This window comes from Sphingobium sp. BHU LFT2, assembly GCF_018604485.1.
GTDB lineage: Bacteria > Pseudomonadota > Alphaproteobacteria > Sphingomonadales > Sphingomonadaceae > Sphingobium > Sphingobium yanoikuyae_A.
The window spans coordinates 241,690-267,734 of the sequence record NZ_JAFCGW010000001.1 but is presented as its reverse complement, the minus strand read 5'-3'; the positions used below and the strand labels follow the sequence as shown (position 1 = coordinate 267,734).

The following is a 26,045-nucleotide window of genomic DNA, read 5'->3' as shown; positions in this document are numbered from 1 at the left end:
CGAACCCAGGACGGCGTCAAGCCATCAGGCCAGCGTCAGGCGCCAGTCCCAGCGCAGCGGATCGCCGTCCATCACCTCGACCCCGCGCGCGATCAGCGCGTCGCGAATCTCGTCCGACAGGGCGAAATCCTTCTCGGCACGGGCAGCGGTGCGGCGTTCCAGTTCGGCCTCGATCTCCTCGGGCGTGATCTGCGCATCCTTGGGCTGCACCCGCAACTCGGCGCGGGTGAGGTCGAGCAGGCGCAGGCCCAGCGCCTGGTCGAACGCGGCGATGAGGCAGAGCTTCTCGTCGACCGGCACCTTTTTCATGCTGATCGCTTCCTCCAGCAGCGGCAGCGCGCGGGGCGTCATCAGGTCGTCGGCGATCGCGGCGTCGAACTGTTCCAGCAGCGGCACCAGCTTGGGGTGGAGATTGGCGCGCAGATAATCGAGCGTGACCGACTGCCAGGTGATGCCCTCGGCCCGGCTTTTCAGCCCCTCGACGCCCATGACCAGTCGTTTGAGGCGGGTCAGCGCAGCGGCCAGATTGTCAGCGCTGAACTCCAACTCGCTGCGATAATGGGCGCCCAGGCACAGCAGGCGATAGGCGATCGGATGCACGCCGGCGTCGACCAGGCTGAACAGGGTGGTGAAGCCGCCCTTCGACTTGCTCATCTTCCCCTGCCGGTCGACCAGGAAATTATTGTGCATCCACCAGCGCGCGCCGGTGAAGTCCGGCTGCGTATCGGTGCAGCCGCAATAGGCCTGATTCTGCGCAATCTCGTTGGGATGATGGATTTCGCGATGGTCGATGCCGCCGGTATGGATGTCGAACGGCTGGCCGAGGCGGGCTTGGCTCATGACCGAGCATTCCAGGTGCCAGCCCGGCGCGCCCTTGCCCCAGGGGCTGTCCCATTCCATCTGGCGCTGCTCGCCCGGCGGCGACTTGCGCCAGATGGCGAAGTCGCTCGGGTTGCGCTTGCCAGCCACCGGGTCGATGCGGGCATGGGCGGCATCGTCGCGACCACCGGCCAGCGCACCATAATTAGGCACGGTCGAGCTATCGAAATAGAGGCCGCTGTCCAGTTCGTAGCAATGCGTGTCGGCGATTTTCTGCGCAAATTCGATCATCTGCGGCACATAGTCGGTCGCGACCGTCCATTCGCTGGGCGCCATGATGTTGAGGTCGGCGATATTGGCCTTGAAGGCTTTGGTGTAATGGGCCGCGATGTCCCAGATGCTCTTGGCGCTGGCGCGGGCGGCCGCCTCCATCTTGTCGTCACCGGCATCGGCATCCGACGTCAGATGGCCGACATCGGTGATGTTGATGATCTGGGTGACGTCCAGCCCCTTCCACAGCAGGGTCCGGCGCAGCGTGTCGACGAACACATAGGCGCGCAGATTGCCGATATGGGCATAATTATAGACGGTCGGGCCGCAGCTATAGACGCGCGCATGGTTGGGCTCGATCGGCGCGAACGGCTCGATCGACCGGGTCAGGCTGTTGAACAGGCGCAGGGGCGCGTCGCTATGCTGGTCTTGGCTCATGGCGCCAGCCATGTCGCGAGACGGCGCGATCGTCAACGGGGCGGGCACCGCAAAAAAGCGCTTGAACTTGACCTTGGGTCAAGCGGTAGCAAGGGGCATGACCGATATATTGGATATTGCCGCCGTCGCCCGCGCCACCGGCCTCACCAGCCGGGCGCTGCGTTTCTATGAGGCGCGTGGGCTGGTCGCGCCGCTGCGCACCGCGTCGGGGCGGCGCCTGTTTGGCCCGGCCGAGCTGGCGCGGCTGCATGAATTGCTGGCGCTCAAGCGGGCGGGGCTGAGCCTTGCCCAGATCAAGACTTTGTTCGACGGCCGGCCGATCGACCTTGGCGCGCTGCTGCGCGCGCAGGTCGCGGCGATCGACGCGCAGGCGCAGGAACTGGCGCAGGCGCGCAGCCATCTGGAAATCGCCTTGTCCCGCATCGACCGTGGCGAGCCGCTCGATGCCGCGACCCTTTGCTCGCTGATCCGCAGTGGAGAAAGCATGACCATGCAAGAAGAATGGAAGGCGGTCAGTGGCCGCTATATCAGCGCCCAGGCCGAGGCCGACTTTGCCGAGACGATGCCCAACATGCCGGCCGATTTCGACCAGGCGGCCTATAGCGCGCAATGGGCGGACCTCACCGCCCGGATAGAGGCGGCACTGCCGCTCGACCCGGCGAGCGCGGCGGCAGGGGCCTTTTATGACGAATGGCAGGCGCTGCTCGCGCCCTTCACCGCCATCGCCACGCCGGCGATGATGGAGGGGGTGACGCGCATGTACGATCATGTCGACGAGTGGAAGGACGAACGGCAGCCGCCCTTCGCCTCGGAAGTGTGGGACTTCATCCGCAGCGTCGGGGCGGCGCGGCAAATGTAATAAATTGTTGCTTGGGCGGTGGCGCCTTGCGCGATCGTCCGGGCGACCCGATATTGGCTGTGCGGACCGGGCCCCTCTGGCGACATGGATCTCTTCCCCCTTGATCCAGGTCGCGATGTCGGACCGCATCGGGTGCGCCCGGTGCAGGTTTTGTGGCAATTCCCCCCTCTTTTTGCCGCAGGAGACCGCACCGGGCTCACTCGAACCACATTTATGATGGAGTGAGTGAAGCCGTGAACAATCCCGTACGCATGCCGGGCTATGGTGCCAGCCAGACGGCGCAGACCGATGCTGGCCTGCGCGCGCACATGCTCGGCGTTTTCCGCAACATGGGTATCGGCCTGGTCATTACCGGCCTGGTCGCCGCCCTGGTCGGCAACACCCCGGTGCTGGCTGCCGCCATCTTCGGCACGCCGCTGAAGTGGGTCGCGATCTTCGCGCCGCTGGCCTTTGTCTTCTTCTTCAGCTTCCGCATCGACAAGATGACGACGGCTGGCGCGCGCACCGCCTTCTACGCCTTCGCGGCGGTGATGGGCGTGTCGCTGGGCAGCGTCTTCCTGGTCTTCACCGGCGGCAGTATCGCCCAGGCCTTCTTCTCGGCAGCGGTGATGTTCCTCGCCATGGCGCTCTGGGGCTATACCACCCAGCGTGACCTGACCAAGATGGGCAGCTTCCTGATGATGGGCCTGATCGGCATCGTCGTCGCCAGCCTGATCAACATCTTCATCGGCTCGTCGGCCATGGCGATGGTGATCTCGATCATCGGCGTGGTGGTCTTCACCGGCCTCACCGCCTGGGACGTGCAGCGCATCAAGTCGGAATATTTCTACTATGCCGGCCATGAGGTGGCGCAGAAGATGCAGGTGATGGGCGCGCTGTCGCTCTACCTGAACTTTGTCAACCTGTTCCAGATGCTGCTGAGCCTGACCGGCGAGCGCGAATAAGCATGCGGGATCAGGCCACCGTGTCGGCCATGCTCTGCCCGGTCTGCCATGTGGGGCTCCACATGAGCGACCGGCAGGGAGTGGAGATCGACTATTGCCCGCAATGTCGCGGCGTCTGGCTGGACCGGGGTGAACTCGACAAGATCATCGAGCGCTCGGTTCAGCCGGCCCCGGCGCCCGCCGCGCCACAGATGAGCTACCGCCCGGACCGCGAATATCGCGACGACGGGCGGGGCTATCCCAAGAAACGCAGGAAGAGCTTTCTGGAAGAGCTGTTCGATTGAGAAAAAGGCCGGTCCCGATGGGGCCGGCCTTTTTCGTTGGAAGGGGGAAGAAGAGAGATCCCAGCCTGGGCTGGGATGACGGCAGTGGATAGTGGTTCCTATACTCCGTCATGCCAGCGAAGGCTGGCATCCCACTTCCTTCTGGCGCCGCGCTTCAGTCCATGTGCAGCGTATCGAATAAATCCTGCCATTTGGGATTGATGCTTTCGATCAACCGCACTTTCCACTCGCGCTTCCACGCCTTCATCGCCTTTTCTCGGGCGATGGCATCGATGATCGCTGCATGCCGCTCGGCATAGACCAGGCGATCCAGACCATATCGGCGACAGAAGTCCGAACCCGTCCCGTCGCGATGCTGCATGGTTCGATGCGGCAGGCTGGATGTCACGCCAATATACAACACGCCATAAGCGCGGTTCGTCATGATATAGATCCAGCCGCCCGTCATGGCCGTGATGCTGCGTCAAAAGGCATTGGGATGCCAGCCTTCGCTGGCATGACGGGGAGTGGAGGGCCACAGCCCGGTCATGCCAGCAGATGTTGGTATCTTGGATTTTTTAGTGCGCCGCGCCCCAGCTTGGGCCGGTGCCGATTTCCACGCCCAGTGGTACGGACAGGCTGACCATCGGTTCGGCCGCGCTTTCCATGACCTGGCGGATCACCTTGCTGGCGGCCTCGACATCGGCTTCGGGCAGTTCGAACACCAGTTCGTCATGCACCTGCAGCAGCATGCGCACGCGCGGCAGGCCGGCGGTTTCGAGTGCCGGGCCCATGCGGGCCATCGCCCGCTTGATGATGTCGGCGCTGGTGCCCTGGATCGGCGCGTTGATCGCGGCGCGTTCGGCGCCCTGTCGTTCGTGCTGGACCGGCGCCTTGATACGCGGGAACCAGGTCTTGCGGCCGAACAGGGTTTCGGTGAAGCCGTTGGCGCGCGCCTTTTCCAGCGTCTCGTTGATATAGACGCTGATGCCGGGGAAGCGCTCATAATAGCGGCTGATCATGTCCTGCGCCTCGTCGGCGCTGATTTCCAGCCGGCCGGCCAGGCCCCAGCGTGAAATGCCGTAGAGGATCGCGAAGTTGATCGTCTTGGCGCGGCCGCGCGTGTCACGATTGACCTCGCCGAACAATTCCATGGCCGTGCGGTTATGAATATCCTCGCCCTGTTCAAACGCATCCTTGAGCGCGGGCACGTCGGCCATGTGCGCGGCCAGGCGTAGCTCGATCTGGCTATAGTCGGCCGCCAGGATGACATTGCCGGGTTCGGCGACGAAGGCATGGCGGATCTGCCGGCCGATCTCGGTGCGGATCGGGATATTCTGCAGGTTGGGATCGGTCGAGGACAGGCGGCCGGTCTGGGCGCCGGTCAGCGAGTAGCTGGTATGGACCCGGCCGGTGTCGCGATTGATCTGCTGCTGCAGCGCGTCGGTATAGGTCGACTTGAGCTTGGAAAGCTGGCGCCATTCCAGCACCAGCCCGCAAATGGCCGAGCCTTCGGCCTTGAGCTTCTCCAGCACGGTAACGTCGGTGGAGTAGGTGCCGCTCTTGCCCTTCTTGCCGCCTTTGAGGCCCATTTCGTCGAACAGCACGACGCCGAGCTGCTGCGGCGATCCGATGGTGAAGGGATGGCCGGCGAGTTCGTGGATTTCGGCTTCGAGGCCGGCGATCGACTGGGAGAAGCTGCCCGAGAGACGGGACAGGGCTTCGCGGTCGACCTTGATGCCCTGCCGCTCCATGCCGGCGACCACCGGGATCAGCGGCCGGTCGACCAACTGGTAGACGCGGGTCGCCCCCTCCGCCGGCAGGCGGCCCGATAGCTTGTGCCACAGGCGCCAGGTGACTTCGGCATCCTCGGCGGCATAGGCGGTGGCCTTGTCGAGCGGCACATGGGCGAAGCTGATCGCCTTCTTGCCGGTGCCGGTCACTTCCTTGAAGCTGATGCAGGTGTGGTTGAGGTGGACGCTCGCTGCCTCGTCCATGCCATGGCCGCCCAGCGACTTGCCGGCGTCGAGGTCGAAGCTCATCACCATCGAATCGTCGATCGGCGTCACCTCCAGCCCGACGCGAGCGAGGACGTTGAGGTCATATTTGATATTATGGCCGACCTTGAGCACCGCATCGTCGGCGAGCAGGGGCTTGAGCAAGCGGATCGCGTCATCGAGCGCGATCTGCTGCGGCACTTCGCCGAACATGTCGTCGGCGGAGCGATGGGCGAGCGGGATGTAGCAGGCGCGCCCCGGCCCAGTGGACAGGCTGATGCCGACCAAGCCCGATTCCATGCTGTCGAGCGCATCGGTCTCGGTATCGACCGCGACCACGCCGAGCGCGCGGGCTTCGTCGATCCAGACTTGCAGCGCCTCGACCGTGGTGACGGTTTCATAAAGGGCGCAGTCGATCGGCGGATGCTCGACCTCGATTACCGGGGGCGGCGGTGGCGCGTCGGCGCTGCCGGTCGCAGCGGCCGCGCTGGCGACCGCAACCGTAGCGGCCGGCGCGCCCAGGCGGTTGAGCAGGGTCTTGAAGCCATGATGCGACAGGAAGGCCTGCAACGGCTCCTTGGGAATGCCCTTCAAGGTCAGGTCGTCCAGCGGCTCGGGCAGGTCCATGCTGTCATGCAGCGCGACCAGCCGGCGCGACAGGCGCGCCATGTCGGCATGAGCGATGAGGTTTTCCTGCATCTTCGACTTCTTCATCGCCGGGGCCGCGTCCAGCGCCGCTTCCAGCGTGCCATATTCGGTGATCAGCTTGGCCGCGGTCTTGGGGCCAATGCCCGGCACGCCCGGCACATTGTCGACGCTGTCGCCCATCAGCGCCAGCACGTCGCCCAGTTGCTCGGGCAGCACGCCGAACTTTCCCATGACATAGTCGGCGCCGCGCCGCTCATTCTTCATCGTGTCGTACATGTCGACGCCGGGCTGGATCAGCTGCATCAGATCCTTGTCGGAACTGACGATGGTGACATGCCAGCCGGCGCGCACGGCGGCCTGGGTGTAGCTGGCGATGATGTCGTCCGCCTCGAACCCGGCTTCCTCGATGCAGGGGAGCGAGAAGGCGCGGGTGGCGTCGCGGATCATCGGGAACTGGGGCACCAGATCCTCGGGCGCGGGCGGCCGGTTCGCCTTATACTGATCATACATGTCGTTGCGGAAGGTGTGGCTGCCCTTGTCCAGCACGACGGCCAGATGGGTCGGGCCTTCGGCCTTGCCCAGCTCCTCGGCCAGCTTCCACAGCATGGTGGTATAGCCATAGACCGCGCCGACCGGCTGGCCATGCTGGTTGGTGAGCGGCGGAAGCTGATGATAGGCGCGGAAGATATAGCCGCTGCCGTCGACCAGATAGAGATGATTCTGCTGAGACATGGGGCAGGGGATAGCGGGGATTGGTCCGCCGCTCCAGTGCCGGGCGCTCCTGTATCCGCGCTTATACGCCGCCGCTCTCGCCGCTGGCCGGGGCGGTCGCTTCGTCTGCGTGCCGACCACGCAGTATATGGCCGACCAGCAGCACCGGCATCAGCACGGCCATGCCGATGAAGATCGCCATCAGCCGCTCGACGCCCGGTTCCAGCGCCAGTTGGTCATACCGGTCGGGCACCAGCATCACCAGCACGGCCAGGGTGAACTGGGTGCCGACATAGCGATGGGTCGGATCGCCATTTTCCAGATGCCGGCCCAGCATCACGCCGATCGCGGTGGCGCCCAGCAACAGCGCCATATTGTCGGCGCCCGCGACCAGGAAGAAGGCGGCGAACAGGGCGCCGCCGATGCAGCCGATCATCCGTTGCAGGATGCGCTGGCTGACCGGGGCCAGGCCACTCGACCCGATGCCGGTGACCGGCAGCAGCATCACCGCCATGATCATGATCGCGCCCTGCGCCAGCGCGGGCACCGGGATCCAGGCATTGAGCGCCACCAGCAGCGCCAGCGCCACGCCGGCCTGCAGCGCGTGGCGCAGCGAATCCCCGTGCCAGCCCGCGCCGGTCGCGGCGGGCGTGCGCTTGGCCGGCCAGCGGCGGCGCAGGGTCAGGGTGGAGGCCAGGCTGACGATCAGGCTGGCGGCGATGCCGGCCAGCGTTTCGAGCACGCGGGTCTGGACGAATTCGGGCAGGGCGATCGCGGGATGCTCGATCTTGTCGAGCACGACCATCGCATAGGTCAGGCCGAAGAAGAGCCAGGCATAGGAACGGCGCGAGGTGATCGCGGCATAGAGGCTGATCGTGCCCATCAGCGCCAGCGCCGCCGCAGCGGCGGGCCAGTAGCCGACAATGAAGGGCGCGCTGCCCAGCGCGATCAGGCCGCCCGCGACCGTACCGATAATCCGCAGCACGCCGCGCGCCAGCGTCTCGGCGGCATGGCCGCGCATCACCATATAGCCGGCAAAGGCGGCCCAAGAGACATGGGTGGCGCCGAGCAGATGGGCGAGCAGGATCGCGCCCAGCACCGACAGCGCACATTCCAGTTCATCGATGGTGCGCGGCGTCACGCGATCGAGCAGCGAGGAAAAGGGGCGCGGCATAGGGACTTAGTGCCGCAGCGGGACAGTAAAGGCCAGCGCGGGATATTTGCCGCTTCCTATCCGTTTCGTTGCGCTGGAAACAGATTGGGAAGGGGAGGGCGTGTGATGCGGGCATGGGGCGCGGCGATCCTGATGGCGATGGCGGCGCAGGGTGGCGCGGCCTGGGCGCAGGACCAGCGGGAATTCTGCGCCGACCGGCCGGGGCTCGACACGCCGCCCTGCACCATGGCGCCGGGCAGGGTTCAGGTCGAACTGGGGCTGGGCGACTGGACCCGCGAGCAGGATGCGGAGAGCCGCACCGACACTGTGAACTTCGGCGACGCACTGCTGCGCATCGGACTGACCGACAGCCTGGAAGCGCAACTGGCCTGGACCGCCTTTGGCCATGTGCGCACGCGCGATCGGGTAACCGGCGCGGTCGAGACGGACAATGACATCGGCGACATGCGCGTCGCGCTGCGGCAGAATCTGCGCAATCCCGATGGTTCGGGCTTCTCGATCGCGGTCATGCCCTATGCCAGCCTGCCGACTGGCGGCGACGCGATCGGCGAGGGTGACTGGGGCGCCGGGATGCTGGTGCCGATCAGCTATGATCTGGGCCATGGCCTGACGCTCCAGGCCACGCCAGAAGTCGACGCGGCGGTCGATGAGGATGGCGATGGCCGGCATCTCGCCTATGGCAGCGTCGCCGGGCTGGGCTTCGACATCAGCGACAGCCTGTCCGGATCGATCGAGGCGTCGCTGATGCGCGACGATGATCCCGACGGCCATGCCACCCAGGCGCTGGCGGGACTGTCGCTGGGCTGGCAGGCGGGCGACGACATGCAGTTCGATGCCGGCGCCAATCTTGGCCTCAACCATGACAGCCCCGATGCCGAACTCTATGTCGGCGTCGTCAGGCGCTTCTGATCGTCACCGCTTCTCATGATTGGCGACCACCGCGCGCGACACGGCCTGCATCAGCTGCCAGCGTTCGGGGATCGACACGGTTGTGCTGCCGATCATCACCGCGACCGCATAGCTGGTGCCGTCGGGGGCGGTCATGATGCCGACATCATTATAGCCGGTCGATCGCGGCGGCAGATCCTGCCCGGTGCCGGTCTTGTGCATATAGGTCCAGCTATGCGGGACGCCGCCCTTGATCCGCTGCGGCCCGGTCTTGGCTTCCTCCATGAAGTTCATCAGCACGCGGGCCGAAGCGGAGGACAGCATGTCGCCTTCCTTGAGCTTGGCCAGCGCCTGCACGATCGACGCCGGCGCGGCGCCATCGGGCGGGCTGGCGAGATAATTGTCGAGCGCCTTCTGCCGCACCGACATGGGCAGCGCGGCGCGGGCGGCGTAGAAATTGCGGCCGATCGAATAATCCTGCCGCCAGTCGAGGCCGGCGGTGGTCGATTGCAACAGCCGTTCGCCTGGACCAAAGCGGATATTGGCGATATGGCGGCGCGCCAGATAGCCGCGCACCGCGTCCGGCCCGCCGACCGCGCGCAGCAGCGTGTCGTTGGCAGTATTATCGCTCTGCGTCATCGCGCGGCGCATCAGGTCGGAATAGGTGGTGGTCCAGCCGCCCGATCCCACCATCGCCGCGCTCGGCTGGTGGAACAGGGTCAGATCCTTCTTCGTGATGGTGGTCGAATCGGCGAGGCGGATCTTGCCGCGATCGACCGCGTCGAGGAAGGTCATCGACACCCACAGCTTCGACACGCTCTGCTGCGGGAACAGGGCATTGCCATTATAGGCGACGGTCCAGTCCGCCCCGACCCGGCGCACCGCGATGCCGACCTTGCCACGGAAGCTCTGACCCAGATTCTGGATCACGCTGACGAGTGCGGGCGAGGGCTGCTCGCGCTGGTCGATATCCTTGAACGGGGCGGGGGGATTGGCGACCTGCTTGATCGGCCAGGTGTTGGTCGTGGGCTGCACCGTCTGGCGCGGCGGATTATTCGGTCGCGCGCTGCTGGCCTGGGCACCCGGCTGGGGGGGCGCGCCGACGCAGGCGGACAAGGCAACCACCGCAAGCACAAGGCGCGACGAGACGCGCCTGCTATCATTCGAACTCATCACTAACCCCGCACTTCAAGCCGTTACAAGGCGCGGCGACCCGCATTGTAGGCAAGGACGATGCGACGAATGATTCCACAATTGCGATGTAAGGAGTCTGAACGGCGGAACGGCGCTCAGTTGCGGTTCAGCGGCGGGGCGGCAATAGGGAGCGGATGACGGATGGACTGATGGATCGACGCGGCCTGCTCTGCGGCGCGGGAGCGCTGGCGGCGGGATGGGCGATGCCGGCACTGGCGGCGGATTTTGCCTCGCGCCGGATCATGGTGACGGTGCGCGGCAGCGGCCGGGACGTGCTGCTGATCCCCGGTCTTGCCAGCGGTCCGGGCATCTGGAACGGCGTGACGGGGCAGATGCCGGGCTATCGCTGGCATCTGGTCCATGTCCGCGGCTTTGCTGGACTGGCCGCCGACGCCAATGGCAGCGGGCCGGTGGTGCAGCCGGTGGCGGACGAGATTGCCCGCTATATCGCCGCCGCGGGACTGCGGCGACCGGCGGTGGTCGGGCACAGCATGGGCGGCACGCTGGCGATGATGCAGGGCCTCAAGGGCCTCGCCAGCCGGGTGATGGTGGTCGACATGCTGCCGGCCGGCGCGGCGATGGTCGGCGGCACCGCCAATGGCATGGGCTATCTGGCCGACCAGTTGAGCCAATATTTCACCGGTACGGCAGCCGGGCGCCGCTACCTCGCCCAGATCGTCGCGCAGGCGCCGGGGGCGGAGGGCAGCAATCCGGAGGTGATCGCCACCGCGCTGCGTGACCTGGCCAATACCGATCTTGGCCCGCAGCTTGGCCGGATCGGGGTGCCGATGTCGGTGGTCTACGCCGTCGGCGCGGATCAGGCCCAGTCGGTCGAGATCACCCGGCGTTTCCGGGCCGCCTATGCGGCCAAGAAGGACGCGAAGCTGATGCCGATCGGGCCGAGCGGCCATGTCGTGATGGCCGACCAGCCGACCCGGTTCAACGCGGCGCTGGGCAATTTCCTCAAGGGCGTTTGACCTGGATCAAAGCGCCGGTTGATGCCGACGCTAGGGTGATCGGCGAGACGACGCCCCTGGCGTTTGCTCCTCCTCCCTTCAAAGGCGCGGCTGCCCGGCCGCGCCTCTTTTTTGGGTCAGGGCGCCAGCACCGTGTCGACGGCTTGCGCCAGCGTCTCGGGATAATCGAGCGTGTAGTGCAGGCCCCGGCTTTCCTTGCGATGGAGCGCCGAGCGGACCACCAGCCGGGCGACTTCGAGCAGGTTGCGCAGCTCGATCAGGTCCGGCGTAACGCGGAAATTACCGTAATATTCATCGACTTCCTTGGACAAGAGGTCGATGCGATGCTGGGCGCGCTCCAGCCGCTTGGTGGTGCGGACGATGCCGACATAGTCCCACATGAAGCGGCGGATTTCCTTCCAGTTATGCTGGACGATGACCTCTTCGTCGCCATTGGTGACGCGGCTTTCGTCCCACGGCCGGATGGGCGGCGGGGCGGGCAGATCGTCCCAATGGGCGCGGATATGCTTGGCCGCCGCCTCGCCGAAGACGAAACATTCGAGCAGCGAGTTGGAGGCGAGGCGATTGGCACCGTGCAGGCCGCTTTCGGTCACTTCGCCGGCGGCATAGAGGCCGGGCAGGTCGGTGCGGCCGTCCAGGTCGATGATGACGCCGCCACAGGTATAATGCTGCGCCGGGACGACCGGGATCGGTTCCTTGGTGATGTCGATGTCGAGGTCCAGCAGCCGGGCATAGATGGTCGGGAAATGCTGCTTCACGAATTCGGGCGGCTTGTGGCTGATGTCGAGATGGACATAGTCGAGGCCAAGGCGCTTGATCTCATGGTCGATCGCGCGCGCCACCACGTCGCGCGGCGCCAGTTCGGCGCGGGCGTCGAAGCGGGGCATAAAGCGCTCGCCGCCGCCGGGCACGCCGGGCGGGAGCTTGAGGTGGCCGCCTTCGCCGCGCACAGCCTCGGTAATCAGGAAATTCTTGACCTCCAGATTATAGAGGCAGGTCGGGTGGAACTGGTTCATCTCCATGTTCGACACGCGGCAGCCCGCGCGCCAGGCCATGGCGATGCCGTCGCCGGTCGCGCCACGCGGCGCGGTGGAGAAGAGATAGGTACGGCCCGCGCCGCCGGTGCACAGGATGGTCGCGCGGCCGAGGATCGTGTCGACATGGCCGGTCTGCTTGTTGAAGGCATAGACGCCCCAGACATGGCCGTCGCCCGAATAGCGCTCGCCATGGCGCGAGGTGATGAGGTCGACAGCGACCATATCCTCCATCAGGGTGATGTTGGGATTGGCGCGCGCGGCCTTGAGCAGCGCGACCTGAACGGCATGGCCGGTGGCGTCGTCGACATGGACGATGCGGCGATGGCTGTGGCCGCCCTCGCGCGTGAGGTGCCAGCGTTCGCCGAACTCGTCGCCATCCCCTTCTTCGTTGGGATTGAAGGGCACGCCCAGTTCCGCCAGCCGCTCGATCGCCGCGGGGGCTTCGGAGACGACGAACTCGACCGTGTCCTGATCGTTGAGGCCGGCGCCCGCGACCATCGTGTCATGGACATGGGCCGCAAAACTGTCACCCGCGTCGAGTACAGCGGCAATGCCGCCCTGCGCCCAGTTGGTCGATCCGCCATCCAGCGCCCCCTTGGCCAGCACCACTACCTTGCGGTCCTGCGCGAGGTTGATGGCGGCTGTCAGCCCGGCCGCGCCGGAACCGATGATGACGACGTCATGGGTGATGGTGGGCATGAACTGGCCTTCTATTTCCCAATATCCGTTCGCCCTGAGCGAAGTCGAAGGGCCAGGCCGAACGCAGTGAGGTTTTGCCTTCGCTACGCTCAGGCGTGGGCTTCGACAAGCTCAGCCCGAACGGAGATTTTCGGTCACGCAGCCGCCGTCAGGTTGAGGAAGACATCCTCCAGGTCGGGATCACGGGTCACCACGTCGACGATGGCGAGACCGCCGGCCTGCACCGCGCTCAGCACCTGGCCCGCATTGGCGCGGTTCTTCATATAGGTGATGGTGAGGGTGCGCTCGTCGGTCAGCTCGACCTTCTCGAAGCTGGGGTCGCTCGGCGGGGCGGTGATGTCGCGGTCGACCGTCACCTGCACCACCTTTTCCTGCGCCATCGCGATCAGCTCGCGGGTTGGCTTGTCGGTGATGACCCGGCCATGGTTGATGATGCCGATGCGGTCGCACAGCTCCTCGGCCTCTTCGAGATAATGGGTGGTGAGGACGATCGTCACCCCCATGGCGTTCAGCTCCTTCACATAGGCCCAGAGCTGCTGGCGCAACTGCACGTCGACGCCGGCGGTGGGTTCGTCCAGCACCAGGATCGGCGGCGAATGGACCATCGCCTTGGCCACCAGCAGCCGGCGCTTCATGCCGCCCGACAGGGTGCGGGCATAGGCATTGGCCTTGTCCTCCAGGTGGACCGCGCGCAGCAGCTCCATCGAGCGGCGCCTGTCCTTCGGCACGCCATAATAGCCGGCCTGGTTCTCCAGCGTCTCGAACGGCGTGAAGAAGGGATCGAAGACGATCTCCTGCGGCACGATGCCGATGCTGTTCTTGGCATTGCGCGGATTGGCGTCGATGTCGAAGCCCCAGATGCTGGCCGATCCGCTGGTCTTGTTGACGAGGCCCGCGAGGATGTTGATCGTGGTCGACTTGCCCGCGCCATTGGGGCCGAGCAGGCCATAGATCTGGCCGCGCGGGATGGTGAGGTTGATCCCGTCGAGCGCGCGCTTGCCGCCCTTATAGACCTTGGTCAGGTCGCGGATCTCGATGGCGGCTTGCGCAGGCTGGTCGGTCATGGCTGATCTCTATGGGGATCGAAGCGGGGGAAGGGAAGGGGGCGAAACGACGCGACAGTTGAAAGTTCACACCGTTCTGCGTCGCGATTTCCGGGCGATTTTGGCGGAAACGCGCCTGCGACGCGACACGGAAGCGACGCTGAGGTCACGCCGAAGCGACACCGAAGCGACAGTGACGCGACAGCCAGGCGACAGGGACGCGACATTTATCGGCCGATCGGTCCCTTGTGCGGACGGATCGGCGCGAGCGGATCGGCCCGGCGGGCGGCGTGAAGCGCCAGCGCGCTGGCCCAGCTACGGTCGAAGCCGGTGCCGGCCAGCCGATCGCGCAGCCGGTGCGCGCTGGAGCGGGACATGCCGACCATCTGCGCGGCATGGCTGATATTGCCGGTTTCGAGCAGCGCGGCGAGGAAGCGGCGCTGACGATCGGGCGTCCATTGGCCGCGACGCGACCGGGTTGCGGGGATGGGCGGATTGGGGCGGGGCTGGTCCATCCATCAGGATAGATCAGGAAAAGCGCGTGTAGGAAAGATGGGAGGGGCGCCTGTCCGTGACGGTCCAGGCGACGCCCGGCTGGCCTATTTGAACGAGGCCAGGCATTCCACTTCGAGCGGGGCGCCGAGCGCCAGGCCGTCGGCACCGAAGGCGCTGCGGGTGGGCAGGCGCTTGCCCTCGAAATAGCTGACATAGGTGGTGTTGAAACGCGGCCAGTCGGCCATGTCGTCCAGCATCACCGTGCATTTGACGACATGGCGGAAGTCGAGGCCATTGTCCTTCAAGATCTTGCCGATCGAATCCATCGCATTCTTCACTGCCGCATCGAACCCTTCCTTGTGCGGGTCCATGCCGTCGGGCACCTGGCCGATCTGACCCGACATATAGAGCATGTCGCCGACCCGGATCGCGGGCGAGAAGGGCAGCTTGGCCGGCAGCGGCTTCTGCGCGGCGGCGGGGGCGGCGATCATGAGGCTGGCGAGAAGGGCGGGGGCGAGCAGCTTTTTCATCATAGGGCTCCGAAAAGGATCAGACGCGGGGCAGGGCGGCGATCAGCCGTTCGACATCCCTGTCATCGTTGAACACCGATGGCGAGATGCGGAAATAATTGTCGTGAACGGATAGGCGCACCTGCGCCCGTGCCAGCGGCTCAGTGAGCAGGCCCTTCGCATTGGGCAGGATGCAACTGAGCAGCGGGCTGGTCGTGCCCGGCGGGGTGATGAGGCGATAGCCCTTGCGCGGCAGTTCGTCGCGCAACTGGCCGATCAATTGCTGGGCATGGGCCTGGATCGCCGGGACGGTGATGGTCGAGATGTAGCTGATCGAATGATCGAGCATGGTGCTGATCGCCTGGGCATAGGTGCCGGTGCCGAAATGGCCGAGCGCGCCGGGGCGGGCGACATAGCTGGTCGGCGCATCGCCGGGCGGATCGAGCGGGAAGATATGGGTCTGGGGTGGGGACAGGCCGATGCCCGGCGGCGCATCGGGCGCGGCAAAGCCATAATAGCCATATTCGGTGCGGGGCAGCTGGTCCGCGACACCGCGCCGGACATAGAGGAAGCCCAGGCCAAAATCGCCCATCAGCCATTTATAGGTGGCGCAGGCGGCGAAATCGACGCCACTGTCATGCAGGTCGATCGGCACCGCGCCGGCGGCATGGATGATGTCGGCATAGACGAGCGCGCCGACCTTGTGCGCCATATCGCTGATCGCCTTCAGGTCATGCTGGAAGCCATTATAGGTGGAGACGGCCGAGATGCTGACCAGCTTCGTCCCCGGCGTGATGGCGCGGGCCATGTCCTCGGGCGCGATGCGGCCCTCGCGCGCCTGCACCCAGGCAACATCGACGCCCTGTTTCGCCATTTCCTGATACATGGGGAAGGCGGCGTAGAAATGGAGCGTGTCGGTGACGACGCGGCCGCCGTCATGCGGGAAGCCGAGTGCGCGCAGCACCGCCTGCTCGCCCATGGTGGTGGACTGGACCCAGGTGATCTCGTCCGCGTCGGCGCCCATCAGCGCGGCAAATTTCGCGATCAGCGCGGCGCGGTCGACCGGTTTGCGCGCGGCGGCGACGGGATCGAGCGTACGGCCGGCGAGATAGGCGTCGGCGGCGGCCTTGGCGCCCAGGCTCACCGGATGGGTGGAGGCGCTGTCGAGATAGGCGACCGGGGTGGCGGCGAAGCTGGCTTTATCGGGCAGCGATGGCGGTGCGGCGACGGCGCGAGCGGCCTGTGCCGCCAGCGGCACGGCAAGCGCTGCACCGAGCGCCTGGCGCCGGCTGAGGCTCACGCCATGATCCGGGCGAGCGCGGTCTTGAACGCCTGCATCTCCGCCGGCGTGCCGAAGGAGACGCGGATCCAGTCGTCCATATGCTTGCGCGGGCCGCCGATGAAGATCTTCTCCTTCGCCAGTGCGGCGGTGACATCGGCGCCGGGGCGGCCGACATGGATCATCGCGAAGCTGGTTTGCGACGGCAGATATTTGAGGCCGCGGGCGTCGAGCCAGGCGAAGAGATCGTCGCGCACCGCCTTGTTATAGGCCTTGCGCTGGGGCAGCAGCGTGGGATCGAGCAGGCTCGCTTCGGCCGCGACCACGGCGGGCATCGGCGTGATGTTGACGCCATAGTCGGCCATGCCGTCGAGCAGATCCTTGCGCCCGGCGATCAGGCCGCAGCGCAGGCCGGCCAGGCCGTAGATTTTCGAGAAGGTGCGGGTGATGAGAATGTCCGCACCCTTCGCCACCAGATCGAGGCAGCTCTGCGCGTCGCTATAATGGATATAGGCCTCGTCAACCAGCAGCACGGAACCGGCCGGCTTGTTGGCGAGCAGCCATTCGATGTCGGCGCGCGGGATGGGCAGGCCGGTCGGGTTGTTGGGATTGCAGAGATAATAGACGCCGGCGTCGGGCGCGGCGGCCAGCAGCTTGCGGACATCGGCGGTGAAATCGCCGGCCAGCGGCAGGGCGACGGCGCGGGTGACCGGCTGGTTGCCCTTGCCCAGGAACCCCTGGTCGAAGGTCGGCTCGAAATAGGCGATCGGGCGGGTTTTCGACGAGTAGGTCAGCGCGACCGAGCGCAATGGCATGAAGGAGCCGGGATGGACCTGGACCTGGTCGGGTGCCAGGCCGTTCTGGCGCGCGAACAGGCTTTCCAGCTTCGAGGCGAAGGCCATGCCATAGCGGCCGGCGAGCGGATCGAGCCCGGACAGCGCCTGCAACGCGGCGGGGGCGGGGCCGAGCGGGTTTTCGTTGCTGTTGATGAAGACGCCGTCGGTCAGCGTGGCGACCATTGCCGCCGGATCATCGCTCATCGCCACCTTGCGGTCGCGCTGGGCGAGGGCGGGTGCTGCGCCGGCGAGCGCCGCCGCGCCCATGGCGCCGCGCATCAGCATGCGGCGGCTGAGAGTGTCCGGACGGTCGGTCATGGTTTTCGCTTCCCCCTGATGGGGATCGAGGCATCGATCCACATCCCTATCATTGTTGCCGCGTCCTGCGAGCCGCCGGTCGTGCCGACCGGCTTCAGGACGCTGACAAAGCAAAAGGGCCGGTCTCCTGGGAGACCGGCCCTTGTGTTCTAGCCTATCAGAACTTGAAGTCGATACGCGCGTAGTAATAGCCGCCCGAGGTGCCGTAGGGGCCAAAGCCATAGGGGCTGTTATAGGTGGTCGACCCGTTGATATAGGGCGAGGTGCCCGCCGGGATCGTCACGCCCTTCAGCAGTGCCGGGGTTTCCGGGATCTTGTCGAACAGGTTGTTCGCGCCGAGCGAGAAGGTCATGGCGTCGTTGAACGCATAGCTGACTTCCAGATCGGTGATGCCGGTCGGCTTGACCTTCGCTTCATAGATGGTCGGCAGGCCGGCGGCGATCAGCGAAGCGCTCGACACGCCCGGCTGCACCAGCACGCTGGTCTTGCCATAGAAGGTCTCGCGCAGATTGACCGTGAAGGCGCCGCTCTTGAACAGGGCGCCCAGCACGACCTTGTAGTCGGGCGAAGCGTCTTCGACATAGCTTTCAGAGATGTTGCTGAAGACCGTCGGAATCTTGTTCTTGGTGATCTTCGTCTTGTTGTAGTTGGCCGAAACCGACAGGTTCAGGCTGCCGAAGTCTAGGGCCACCGGATAGGCGGCCGAGAAGTCGATGCCCCAGGTGCGGGTGTCGATGCCGTTGGTGAAGCTCTGCGCACCGATGTTCGGCAGCGCCGCGTCAAACACCACGCCGGCTGCCTGCAGCGCCGAGATGATTGCCGGGGCTTCCGCCGTCGCAACGCCGCCCTGGACGGCATAACGGGCCGCGGTCAGGGCGATGCGATCCTTGATCTTGATGAGATAGCCATCCAGCGTGACCGCGAGCTTGGGGATCGGACGGAAGACGAAGCCGCCCGAGAAGTTGGTCGACTTTTCCGGCTTCAGCGCGGAGAAGCCCAGCAGGGTCGCCGCAGGCGAACCGGCCGGCAGCACCGCAACGGCGCTGGTCGGGCCGACGGCCACGGTCGAATAATGCTGTTCGGCCAGCGTCGGCGCACGGAAGCCGGTGCTGACGGTGCCGCGGATGGCGACCGCATCGCTGAAGTCGAAGCGGGTGGTGGCCTTGCCGATCAGCGTGTCGCCGAAGTCCGAATAATCTTCGTAACGGCCGGCAAGGTCGACGGTCCATTTTTCGACCGGGTTGACGATGACGTTGATGTAGCCGGCCTTGGCGCTGCGGTTCCAGTCGCCCGCGTCGCTTTCCTTGTAGCCCGGGAAGGACTGAACGCCGGTCTTGTAGGTGGAATAATAGTCGCCCGCGACGATGGTGTAGGTGTCGCGGCGATATTCGCCACCGAAGGCGAAGGTCAGCGGATCGGCCAGGCCAAGATCGAATTCCTTGCGGATGTCGGCCGTGACCGTGGTCTGGCTGAGGCGGAAGCCGCCGTCATAGGCCGAGTCCGGCGTGTTGGGCAGGACGCCCGAGCCATTCAGATACTGGGCATAGGTTTCCTGCCAGACTTCGCGATGGGCCGAATTTTCGGTCCAGATCTCGTTCTTGTCATGGCCATAGGTGGTCGACAGGTCATAGTTCCAGCCGCCGCCAAATTCGCCCTTGGCGCCGACGGTGAAGCTATATTCGTCCTCGGTCACATGCTGCAGCGGGACCATGCCGACGACGCCGGTATTGCCATAGCAGATGCTGGGATCATAAGCCGCCGTGGTGACGCTGCCGCCCAGATTGCCGCTTTCGTAGCAGACGCGCTTGGGGTGGCGATAACCCTGCTTGGCATAGCCGATGCGGCGGGCATAGTTACCGAAGCTGTAGAGCTCGACGCCGCCGAAATCATAGCCCATATTGTAGAAGAATTCGGTCAGATAGGTCTTGGGCTGGCCGCCGTTGATGCCCGCCAGCGCGTCGCCGGTCAGGTTCGACCATTGCGCGGGAGCGTTGGGCTGGAGCGAACCGTCGAGCTGGGTCACCTGAACCTGGCCGGTGCCGGTGGTGGTATAGTCCTGGCGACGGTGGAAGCCGCTGAGGTTGAAATAGCCATCCTCGCCCAGCTTGAAGCCGACATTGCCCGAGACCGAGAAGGTTTCGCCTTCGCTGTCGTAATTCTGGCCGCCGGTGATCTTGAAGCTGCCGCCTTCGGTATCGTCCTTCAGGATCAGGTTGATGACGCCGGCGATCGCATCGGTACCGTAAACGGCGGCGGCGCCTTCCTGCAGGATTTCGATGCGTTCGACGGCATCAGGCGGAATGAGGTCGAGGCTGGGCGCGGCGGAACCGCCGAACGGGCCGGTGGCGACCTGAAGAATGGCCGAGCCGTGGCGACGCTTGCCATTGACCAGCAGCAGCGTGTGGTTGGGGCTCAGGCCGCGCAGACGAGCCGACAGCGAGAAGCTCGACATGTCGGTGCCCTGGGTCTGGGCGGTGAAGCTGGGAACGATCTGGGTCAGCGCCTGGTTGAGGTTCGGCTGGCCGACATGGGCGATGGCTTCTTCGCTGAGCACCTGAACGGGTGCGGCAGCTTCGGCGGCCGACATGCCGACGGCACGGGTGCCGGTAACGATGATGGCTGCACCTTCATCGGCCTGCGGTTCCTGCGGTGCTTCCTGCGCCATGGCGCAGGCCGACCAGGATGTCGCAATCACGAGAGAAAGCTTGAGCGCGGAAAGTCTCTTCATTCTATGCCCCCTGATATTGTCATTATCTTGACACTCGGAGGGACGAACGATCTGCGGACTATCCTCTATTGCGCCGCACAAAATTTAAGTAAAAGTGACATATTTCACGCATATTTCAGCGACTGAACTCTGCAGCATATTTTTTGTTGCATCAATGTCGCAATGTTCAATTTTGCATTTTTCATGTGCATTTTGCAATCAACTGGCATGGCGGATTTTTGATCCTGGTTCGTTGTTGATTTACTTGTGCCTCATTCGCCCTTGGCCATGGCGATGAGCTTGCGGGCCTCTGCGCCGGTCCAGTCCATGGCTCCGACCACGCGCGCAACCTCCTTGCCCTTGGCATCATAGAGGACGGTGGTCGGCAGGACGCCGGTGGCATAGCCGAGGCCCAGCTTGTTCTCCGGATCGGTCCAGCCCTTGAGGTGGGGCAGCTTGTGCTTGGCGAAGAAGGGCTTGATCGCGGCCTGGCCCCGCACGTCCTGCGAGATCGTCAAAACGACCAGGCTCCTGTCACCTTCGCTGTCACTTTGCGCGGCGAGGGCGTCGAGCGTCGGCATCTCCGCGACGCAGGGCGCGCACCAGGTCGCCCAGAGATTGACCAGCAGCGGGCGGCCGGCAAAGTCCTGCAGCGTCGCCGTGCCACCCTGCGGATTTTCGAACGCGAAGGTCGGCGCAGGCGTGCCCGCCTTGCTGCGGTCGATCGTGTAGTTGAATTCGCCCTTGGCGCTGCCGCCGGCAGCGGGTTGCACTTCGTCGCCCGTCACCTCGCCGCTGGCGCTCGCATTGGCTTGCCCCGCGGGCGGGGATTGCCTATCGCATGCCGCCAGCCCAGCCAGCAGGAGCAGTGTCATTACCGAGCGCAAGGACGATATCATGGAAGCAGGCTCCAACAGCATGTGGGGTGGCCGGTTCGCGGCCGGCCCGGCATCGATCATGCGTGAGATAAATGCCTCCATCCCCTTCGACAAGCGCTTGTGGAAACAGGATATCGCCGGGTCCAAGGCGCATGTCGCGATGCTGGCCAAGCAGGGCATCGTCGATGGCGAGGATGCGCAGGCGATCACCGAGGGGCTGAACCGGATCGCGGCGGAATATGAAGCCAATGGCGTTCCGGTCAATCTGGACCTGGAAGATATCCACATGGTCACGGAGTCGCGGCTGGCCGAACTGATCGGCCCGGCGGCCGGCCGCCTGCACACCGCGCGCAGCCGCAACGACCAGGTGGCGACCGATTTCCGCCTGTGGGTTCGCGACGCCATGGATGAAGTGATGGCGGGCCTGGCCGGCTTGCAGCAGGCGCTGCTCGCCCGCGCCGAGGAGCATGCCGATGCGGTGATGCCGGGCTTCACCCATCTCCAGTCGGCGCAGCCGGTGACGCTGGGCCATCATCTGATGGCCTATTATGAAATGGTGCGTCGCGACCGCAGCCGCTTTGCCGATGCGCGCGTGCGGCTGGACGAATGCCCGCTGGGCGCCGCCGCGCTGGCCGGCACCGGCTTCCCGATCGATCGCCATGCGACGGCGGCGGCGCTGGGCTTTGCCAAGCCGACCGACAACAGCCTGGACAGCGTGTCCGACCGCGACTTCGCGCTCGACTATCTGATGGCCGCGACGCAGGCGTCGCTGCACCTGTCGCGCCTGGCCGAGGAATTCATCATCTGGGCGAGCCAGCCCTTCGGCTTCGTCAAGCTGCCCGACGCCTATTCGACCGGTAGCTCGATCATGCCGCAGAAGCGCAATCCCGACGCGGCCGAACTGGTGCGCGGCCATGCCGGCCGCATCATGGGCTGCATGAATGCGCTGTGCGTGACGATGAAGGGCCTGCCGCTCGCCTATTCCAAGGACATGCAGGACGACAAGCCGCCGGTGTTCGAGGCGCATGACCTGCTGGGCCTGTCGATCGCGGCGATGACCGGCATGGTCGAGACGGTGACGTTCCGCACCGACCGGATGCGCGGGCTGGCCGAAAGCGGTTTTGCCACCGCGACGGACCTGGCCGACTGGCTGGTGCGCGAGGGCGATATTCCGTTCCGCGAGGCGCATCATATCACCGGCCGCGCCGTGGCGGCGGCGGAAGAGGCCGGCGTGCAACTGGCCGACCTGCCGCTCGAAACGCTGAAAGCCATTGATGCGCGTATCGACGATCGCATCTATGCGGTATTGACGGTCGATGCGTCGGTCGCCAGCCGCAAGAGCCATGGCGGCACGGCGCCCGATCAGGTGCGCGCCCGGATCGCCGCGGCGCGCGCGACACAGGAGTGAGGCAGATGGCACGGCATGTCCGCAACGGGCTGATGATCGGGGCAATGGCGCTGGCGCTGGCCTCCTGTGGTGGCCGTGAATCGCTCAAACCCGTGGCGGGCCAGAAATTGCCCGCCGTGCCGGTGGGGGCGGCGACCGCGCCGACCGCCGCCGACATGATGGATCCGGGCACCCAGGCTCGCCCGGAACGTAACGTCGAACTGCTGACCCAGTCGCGCCAGCGCGGCAATGACGAGTTCGACCTGCCGCCGGAAAGCCGGCCGCAACAATAGTCCCTATTCCCGCAAGGATCAGACCTTGGACCATTTCGATTATGTAGACGGCACCATGCATGTGGAGCAGGTGCCGATGACGGAAATTGCGCAGCAGGTCGGCACCCCGGTCTATGTCTATTCGACCGCGACGCTGGAACGCCATGTCGGCGTGTTCCGCGAAGGGCTGTCCCAGCTCGACAATCCGCTGATCGCCTTTGCCGTGAAGGCCAATCCCAATGCCGCCGTGCTGGCGACGCTGGCGAAGCTGGGGCTGGGCGCGGACGTGGTGTCGGGCGGCGAGTTGCAGCGCGCCGTGGCCGCGGGCATTCCGGCCAACCGCATTGTCTTTTCGGGCGTCGGCAAGACCGCCGAGGAAATGAAGCTGGCGCTGGAGCTGGGCATTTTCCAGTTCAACCTGGAAAGCGAACCGGAAGCGGAAATGCTGTCGCAGGTTGCGGAGTCGATGGGTCGGAAGGCGCCGGTCGCTTATCGCATCAACCCTGATGTCGACGCCGGCACCCATGCCAAGATTTCGACCGGCAAGTCGGAAAACAAGTTCGGCATCCCCTATGACCGGGCGCTGGAAAGCTATGCGGCGGCGCGCGACCTGCCGGGCCTCGATGTCCAGGGCGTCGCCGTGCATATCGGCAGCCAGCTGACCGACCTGGCGCCGCTGGAGGCGGCCTTTGACAAAGTCGGCGCGCTGATCGCGCAGTTGCGCGCGGCGGGCCATGACATCCGTACCGCTGATCTGGGCGGTGGCCTGGGCGTGCCCTACGACCCGTCGCAGCCGCTGCCGCCGAGCCCGGCCGATTATGGCGCGATGGTGACGCGGGTGACGCAGGGATGGGATGCGCGGCTGATGTTCGAGCCGGGCCGGGTGATCGTGGGCAATGCCGGCGTGCTGCTGTCGAAGGTGATCCGCGTCAAGCAGGGCGCGCAGGCGCCGTTCGTTATCGTCGACGCGGCGATGAACGACCTGATGCGGCCCAGCCTCTATGACGCATGGCACGATATCCGCGCGGTGGCGCCGGACGGCAACCGGATCGCGTCGAACGTGGTCGGACCGGTGTGCGAAACCGGCGATACCTTTGCCATGGGCCGCGACATGGACGTGGTGGCGGCCGGCGACCTGCTGACCTTCATGACCGCTGGCGCCTATGGCGCGACCATGGCGGGCACCTATAACAGCCGATCGCTGACCCCCGAAGTGCTGGTGTCGGGCGACAAATGGGCGGTGGTCCGCGCGCGTCCGCCGATCGAGGCGCTGATCGCGGGCGATCATATCCCCGATTGGGTGGCTGGCTGATGCACAGCCTGCCCGTCTTTCTGCGGCTGGAGGGGCGGGCGGTCATCCTGACCGGAGAAGGCGAGGCGGCCGATGCCAAGCGCCGGCTGCTGGAGCGCGCCGGCGCGCGCATCGTCGGCGAGAATGATGCGGATGCGCGGGTCGCGATCGTGTCGGATGGCGACGCGGCGGTCGTGGCGCGACTGCGTGCGCGCGGCGTGCTGGTCAATGCGACCGACAAGCCGGACCTGTGCGATTTCACCCTGCCGGCGATCGTCGATCGCGATCCGGTGCTGATCGCGATCGGCACGGGTGGGGCGTCGGCGGGGCTGGCGGCGGCGCTGCGGCAGCGGATCGAGGCCTTGTTGCCGAGCGGGCTGGGCGATCTGGCACGGGCGCTGTTCGCGGCGCGGGGGCGGTTGCGCGACCTGTGGCCCGATGCGGGCGCGCGGCGGCAGGCGATCGGCAAGGCACTGGCGCCGGGCGGGGCGATCGATCCGCTGGGTTTCGATCCGGATGTCGACGTCTGGCTGGCGGAAGGTCCGGAGGCGGGCAATAGCGCGCTATATCTTGTCCGGCTGTCGTCGGCTGATCCCGACGACCTGACCGTGCGCGATGCGCGGATGCTGGCGCTGGCGGACCGGGTCTATCATGATGCGTCCGTGGCGCCGGCGATATTGGACCGGGCGCGGGCGGATGCCGAGCGGATCGTGGCGGATGGTCCGCCCGAACGGCTTGAAACCGGCCTCAGTCTGTGGGTCAGTTCTGTCGCGCGCTGAGGCGGGCGACTTCATCCTGTAAGGCCTGGATCGAGGAGACGAGACGGGCGCGGTCGAGCTGCATTTCCTGCAGCGCGTCACGGGTTTCGCCCAGTTCCACGGCGCGGCGGGCGATGCGGGCGTCGAGTTCGGCATTGTGGCGGCTGAGCATGCCGAGCCGTTCGGCGCGGGCGCACAGATGGCGCAGCCGCGCATCGAGCAGGTCGAAATCGAACGGCTTGACGATATGGTCGTCGGCGCCGGCCTCCAGCACTTCGACCGCGGACTGGCTGTCGATGCGGCCGGTCAGCATGACGATGCAGGCATGGGGGGCGAGCGCGGTGGCGCGAATGCGCTTCATCGTCGCCACGGCGGGCAGCATCAAAAGGTCCATGTCGATCAGGATCAGGTCGACCGGACGCGTGACCAGCAGGTTGAGGGCGATGAAGCCGTTTTCGGCCAGCACCACGTCATAGTTAAGCCGCGACAGGCGGCGGGCGATGACGGCGCGGGCGGTCGCATTCTCGTCGATCAGCAGTACGCGCAGCCGACGCGAGGCTGTGGCCCCGCTTTCCGGCTGTTCCGCGATGATCTGATGAAGGGGCTTGCGCTTGAAAAACGGCATTGGATAGCAACTCCTGCGATCGGCAGGATAGAAGCTGGCGGCAAAGAAATGGTTAACGCGCCATGCCCTCGGCGCCATAGGCGCGCAGGAAAATGTCGACGGCGAAGGCGGCGTCGCTTTCCATCTGTTGCGGCGTGACCCGTTCGATCTGGCTGAGCAGCAGCAATTCATGGCAGCCCGATGTCGTCAGGCGCATCAGCACGCGGGCGGCCTTGTCGGGATCGTCGCGGCGCAACTGGCCGCGGTCCATGGCGCCTTCGAGGAAGCGGGCGAGCAGCATCCGCGTATGGCTGGGCGCCATTTCATAGAAGATGCGACTCATTTCCGGGAAACGGCCACCTTCCGACGCGATCAGCCGGTGCAGCGCGATCGCTTCGGGCGATGTCACCTTTTCGAGCAGGCTGAGCGCGGTGCGGTGTAGCGTCGAGGCGAGGTCGCCGCCGGGGTCCAATATTTCCGAAAGTCGCGCGCGATAGGTGCTGGTCGCATTTTCGAGAACCGCGCGAAACAATTCCTCCTTGGACGGGAAATGATTCCACAACGTGCCCTTCGACCCGCCCAATATGGCGGCGATGGCCGACATGCTGGTCGCGGCATAGCCATTTTCCAGAAAATGCCGGGCAGCCACCTCCAATATCGTCTGGCGCCGGTCGAGGCGGCGGGCCTCCCGACGACTGGGGGCAGAAGCTTTTTCCGAGCATGTCATATAAGCGTACCATAGAGTACGCT

At 65.6% G+C, this 26,045-nt stretch carries 24 protein-coding genes; 9 read left to right on the top strand and 15 right to left on the bottom strand.

The features are described from left to right. Nucleotides 1-24: 24 nt before the first annotated feature. Entirely contained in the window at nt 25-1,527 is a 1,503-nt protein-coding gene (cysS, locus tag JQK15_RS01310) for a cysteine--tRNA ligase (protein ID WP_502956773.1), read from the bottom strand. Nucleotides 1,528-1,624: 97 nt separating this feature from the next. Here cysS and JQK15_RS01305 point away from each other — a divergent pair, with 97 nt between their 5' ends. From JQK15_RS01305 to JQK15_RS01295, 3 genes are all read left to right on the top strand, one after another. Beyond that, nucleotides 1,625-2,386 (top strand): MerR family transcriptional regulator, encoded by a 762-nt coding sequence (locus tag JQK15_RS01305; protein WP_214863029.1) that lies wholly within the window; start codon nt 1,625-1,627, stop codon nt 2,384-2,386. A 251-nt stretch (nt 2,387-2,637) separates the two neighbouring features. Continuing rightward, nucleotides 2,638-3,330, top strand: a complete 693-nt coding sequence (locus JQK15_RS01300) for a Bax inhibitor-1/YccA family protein (protein WP_037517646.1) — start codon at nt 2,638-2,640, stop codon at nt 3,328-3,330. A gap of 2 nt (nt 3,331-3,332) precedes the next feature. Next, entirely contained in the window at nt 3,333-3,614 is a 282-nt protein-coding gene (locus JQK15_RS01295) for a TFIIB-type zinc ribbon-containing protein (protein WP_017503181.1), read from the top strand. 154 nt (nt 3,615-3,768) lie between these two features. Here the strand turns inward: JQK15_RS01295 and JQK15_RS01290 are convergent, their stop codons facing one another. The 3 genes from JQK15_RS01290 to JQK15_RS01280 form a co-directional block, all read right to left on the bottom strand. Continuing rightward, nucleotides 3,769-4,062: a GIY-YIG nuclease family protein gene (locus tag JQK15_RS01290; protein ID WP_185704020.1), complete on the bottom strand. Its 294-nt coding sequence runs from the start codon at nt 4,060-4,062 to the stop codon at nt 3,769-3,771. Nucleotides 4,063-4,171: 109 nt separating this feature from the next. Further along, nucleotides 4,172-6,970: a DNA polymerase I gene (gene polA, locus JQK15_RS01285; protein WP_214863027.1), complete on the bottom strand. Its 2,799-nt coding sequence runs from the start codon at nt 6,968-6,970 to the stop codon at nt 4,172-4,174. 61 nt (nt 6,971-7,031) lie between these two features. Further along, nucleotides 7,032-8,123, bottom strand: a complete 1,092-nt coding sequence (locus JQK15_RS01280; protein ID WP_214863024.1) for an FUSC family protein — start codon at nt 8,121-8,123, stop codon at nt 7,032-7,034. A gap of 105 nt (nt 8,124-8,228) precedes the next feature. Between JQK15_RS01280 and JQK15_RS01275 the strand changes: the two genes are divergently transcribed. Then, nucleotides 8,229-9,032 (top strand): transporter, encoded by an 804-nt coding sequence (locus JQK15_RS01275; protein ID WP_214863022.1) that lies wholly within the window; start codon nt 8,229-8,231, stop codon nt 9,030-9,032. A gap of 3 nt (nt 9,033-9,035) precedes the next feature. Here JQK15_RS01275 and JQK15_RS01270 read toward each other — a convergent pair whose 3' ends face one another. Further along, nucleotides 9,036-10,184, bottom strand: a complete 1,149-nt coding sequence (locus tag JQK15_RS01270; RefSeq protein WP_037517655.1) for a serine hydrolase — start codon at nt 10,182-10,184, stop codon at nt 9,036-9,038. A gap of 155 nt (nt 10,185-10,339) precedes the next feature. Between JQK15_RS01270 and JQK15_RS01265 the strand changes: the two genes are divergently transcribed. Continuing rightward, nucleotides 10,340-11,182, top strand: coding sequence for an alpha/beta fold hydrolase (locus tag JQK15_RS01265; protein WP_169860107.1), 843 nt, complete (start codon nt 10,340-10,342; stop codon nt 11,180-11,182). Between the two features lie 116 nt (nt 11,183-11,298). On the opposite strand, the gene nadB is transcribed toward JQK15_RS01265, so the two are convergent. The 8 genes from nadB to JQK15_RS01225 form a co-directional block, all read right to left on the bottom strand. After that, on the bottom strand, nt 11,299-12,918 hold the full coding sequence (gene nadB / locus JQK15_RS01260) for an L-aspartate oxidase (protein ID WP_125997912.1): 1,620 nt from the start codon (nt 12,916-12,918) through the stop codon (nt 11,299-11,301). A gap of 134 nt (nt 12,919-13,052) precedes the next feature. After that, nucleotides 13,053-13,982, bottom strand: a complete 930-nt coding sequence (locus JQK15_RS01255; protein WP_004208122.1) for an ABC transporter ATP-binding protein — start codon at nt 13,980-13,982, stop codon at nt 13,053-13,055. A 206-nt stretch (nt 13,983-14,188) separates the two neighbouring features. Then, entirely contained in the window at nt 14,189-14,476 is a 288-nt protein-coding gene (locus tag JQK15_RS01250; protein ID WP_214863020.1) for a terminase small subunit, read from the bottom strand. 84 nt (nt 14,477-14,560) lie between these two features. Beyond that, on the bottom strand, nt 14,561-14,986 hold the full coding sequence (locus JQK15_RS01245) for a RidA family protein (protein ID WP_214863019.1): 426 nt from the start codon (nt 14,984-14,986) through the stop codon (nt 14,561-14,563). A 19-nt stretch (nt 14,987-15,005) separates the two neighbouring features. Continuing rightward, nucleotides 15,006-16,265 carry an aminotransferase class V-fold PLP-dependent enzyme gene (locus JQK15_RS01240; RefSeq protein WP_214863018.1) on the bottom strand — a complete coding sequence of 420 codons (1,260 nt, stop codon included), beginning with the start codon at nt 16,263-16,265 and terminating at the stop codon, nt 15,006-15,008. Further along, nucleotides 16,262-17,398, bottom strand: coding sequence for an aminotransferase class I/II-fold pyridoxal phosphate-dependent enzyme (locus JQK15_RS01235; RefSeq protein ID WP_214863017.1), 1,137 nt, complete (start codon nt 17,396-17,398; stop codon nt 16,262-16,264). Before JQK15_RS01235 ends, JQK15_RS01240 begins: the two co-directional genes overlap by 4 nt. Nucleotides 17,399-17,555: 157 nt before the next feature. After that, nucleotides 17,556-20,126 (bottom strand): TonB-dependent receptor plug domain-containing protein, encoded by a 2,571-nt coding sequence (locus JQK15_RS01230; protein ID WP_097384275.1) that lies wholly within the window; start codon nt 20,124-20,126, stop codon nt 17,556-17,558. Nucleotides 20,127-20,377: 251 nt separating this feature from the next. Then, nucleotides 20,378-20,980, bottom strand: coding sequence for a TlpA family protein disulfide reductase (locus JQK15_RS01225; protein WP_214863016.1), 603 nt, complete (start codon nt 20,978-20,980; stop codon nt 20,378-20,380). Nucleotides 20,981-21,023: 43 nt separating this feature from the next. Here JQK15_RS01225 and argH point away from each other — a divergent pair, with 43 nt between their 5' ends. From argH to JQK15_RS01205, 4 genes are read left to right on the top strand one after another with little or no spacing between them, the layout of a single operon-like run. Continuing rightward, on the top strand, nt 21,024-22,391 hold the full coding sequence (gene argH / locus JQK15_RS01220; RefSeq protein ID WP_214863914.1) for an argininosuccinate lyase: 1,368 nt from the start codon (nt 21,024-21,026) through the stop codon (nt 22,389-22,391). A gap of 5 nt (nt 22,392-22,396) precedes the next feature. Beyond that, a complete protein-coding gene (locus JQK15_RS01215; protein ID WP_004208112.1) occupies nt 22,397-22,663 on the top strand; it encodes a hypothetical protein in 267 nt (88 codons plus the stop codon). Nucleotides 22,664-22,688: 25 nt separating this feature from the next. Beyond that, entirely contained in the window at nt 22,689-23,954 is a 1,266-nt protein-coding gene (gene lysA / locus JQK15_RS01210) for a diaminopimelate decarboxylase (protein WP_214863015.1), read from the top strand. After that, on the top strand, nt 23,954-24,712 hold the full coding sequence (locus JQK15_RS01205) for a precorrin-2 dehydrogenase/sirohydrochlorin ferrochelatase family protein (protein ID WP_214863014.1): 759 nt from the start codon (nt 23,954-23,956) through the stop codon (nt 24,710-24,712). The genes lysA and JQK15_RS01205 overlap by 1 nt, the downstream gene beginning before the upstream one ends. Here the strand turns inward: JQK15_RS01205 and JQK15_RS01200 are convergent. Together JQK15_RS01200 and JQK15_RS01195 are read right to left on the bottom strand one after the other, a co-directional pair. Then, a complete protein-coding gene (locus tag JQK15_RS01200; RefSeq protein ID WP_214863012.1) occupies nt 24,693-25,316 on the bottom strand; it encodes a response regulator transcription factor in 624 nt (207 codons plus the stop codon). The genes JQK15_RS01205 and JQK15_RS01200 overlap by 20 nt on opposite strands. Nucleotides 25,317-25,368: 52 nt before the next feature. Then, on the bottom strand, nt 25,369-26,022 hold the full coding sequence (locus tag JQK15_RS01195; protein ID WP_214863010.1) for a TetR/AcrR family transcriptional regulator: 654 nt from the start codon (nt 26,020-26,022) through the stop codon (nt 25,369-25,371). Between the last annotated feature and the right edge of the window lie 23 nt (nt 26,023-26,045).

What these genes read in the sequence shown, in the direction of transcription:
- JQK15_RS01290 (WP_185704020.1), bottom strand. Translation starts at nt 4,062, where the DNA reads ATGACGGGCGGCTGGATCTATATCATGACGAACCGCGCTTATGGCGTG.
- JQK15_RS01235 (WP_214863017.1), bottom strand. Translation starts at nt 17,398, where the DNA reads ATGACCGACCGTCCGGACACTCTCAGCCGCCGCATGCTGATGCGCGGC.
- JQK15_RS01300 (WP_037517646.1), top strand. Translation starts at nt 2,638, where the DNA reads ATGCCGGGCTATGGTGCCAGCCAGACGGCGCAGACCGATGCTGGCCTG.
- JQK15_RS01205 (WP_214863014.1), top strand. Translation starts at nt 23,954, where the DNA reads ATGCACAGCCTGCCCGTCTTTCTGCGGCTGGAGGGGCGGGCGGTCATC.
- argH (WP_214863914.1), top strand. Translation starts at nt 21,024, where the DNA reads ATGTGGGGTGGCCGGTTCGCGGCCGGCCCGGCATCGATCATGCGTGAG.
- nadB (WP_125997912.1), bottom strand. Translation starts at nt 12,918, where the DNA reads ATGCCCACCATCACCCATGACGTCGTCATCATCGGTTCCGGCGCGGCC.
- JQK15_RS01255 (WP_004208122.1), bottom strand. Translation starts at nt 13,982, where the DNA reads ATGACCGACCAGCCTGCGCAAGCCGCCATCGAGATCCGCGACCTGACC.
- JQK15_RS01225 (WP_214863016.1), bottom strand. Translation starts at nt 20,980, where the DNA reads ATGACACTGCTCCTGCTGGCTGGGCTGGCGGCATGCGATAGGCAATCC.
- JQK15_RS01230 (WP_097384275.1), bottom strand. Translation starts at nt 20,126, where the DNA reads ATGAAGAGACTTTCCGCGCTCAAGCTTTCTCTCGTGATTGCGACATCC.
- polA (WP_214863027.1), bottom strand. Translation starts at nt 6,970, where the DNA reads ATGTCTCAGCAGAATCATCTCTATCTGGTCGACGGCAGCGGCTATATC.
- JQK15_RS01200 (WP_214863012.1), bottom strand. Translation starts at nt 25,316, where the DNA reads ATGCCGTTTTTCAAGCGCAAGCCCCTTCATCAGATCATCGCGGAACAG.
- JQK15_RS01195 (WP_214863010.1), bottom strand. Translation starts at nt 26,022, where the DNA reads ATGACATGCTCGGAAAAAGCTTCTGCCCCCAGTCGTCGGGAGGCCCGC.
- JQK15_RS01265 (WP_169860107.1), top strand. Translation starts at nt 10,340, where the DNA reads ATGACGGATGGACTGATGGATCGACGCGGCCTGCTCTGCGGCGCGGGA.
- JQK15_RS01245 (WP_214863019.1), bottom strand. Translation starts at nt 14,986, where the DNA reads ATGAAAAAGCTGCTCGCCCCCGCCCTTCTCGCCAGCCTCATGATCGCC.
- cysS (WP_502956773.1), bottom strand. Translation starts at nt 1,527, where the DNA reads ATGAGCCAAGACCAGCATAGCGACGCGCCCCTGCGCCTGTTCAACAGC.
- JQK15_RS01250 (WP_214863020.1), bottom strand. Translation starts at nt 14,476, where the DNA reads ATGGACCAGCCCCGCCCCAATCCGCCCATCCCCGCAACCCGGTCGCGT.
- JQK15_RS01305 (WP_214863029.1), top strand. Translation starts at nt 1,625, where the DNA reads ATGACCGATATATTGGATATTGCCGCCGTCGCCCGCGCCACCGGCCTC.
- JQK15_RS01215 (WP_004208112.1), top strand. Translation starts at nt 22,397, where the DNA reads ATGGCACGGCATGTCCGCAACGGGCTGATGATCGGGGCAATGGCGCTG.
- JQK15_RS01275 (WP_214863022.1), top strand. Translation starts at nt 8,229, where the DNA reads ATGCGGGCATGGGGCGCGGCGATCCTGATGGCGATGGCGGCGCAGGGT.
- JQK15_RS01280 (WP_214863024.1), bottom strand. Translation starts at nt 8,123, where the DNA reads ATGCCGCGCCCCTTTTCCTCGCTGCTCGATCGCGTGACGCCGCGCACC.
- JQK15_RS01295 (WP_017503181.1), top strand. Translation starts at nt 3,333, where the DNA reads ATGCGGGATCAGGCCACCGTGTCGGCCATGCTCTGCCCGGTCTGCCAT.
- JQK15_RS01270 (WP_037517655.1), bottom strand. Translation starts at nt 10,184, where the DNA reads ATGAGTTCGAATGATAGCAGGCGCGTCTCGTCGCGCCTTGTGCTTGCG.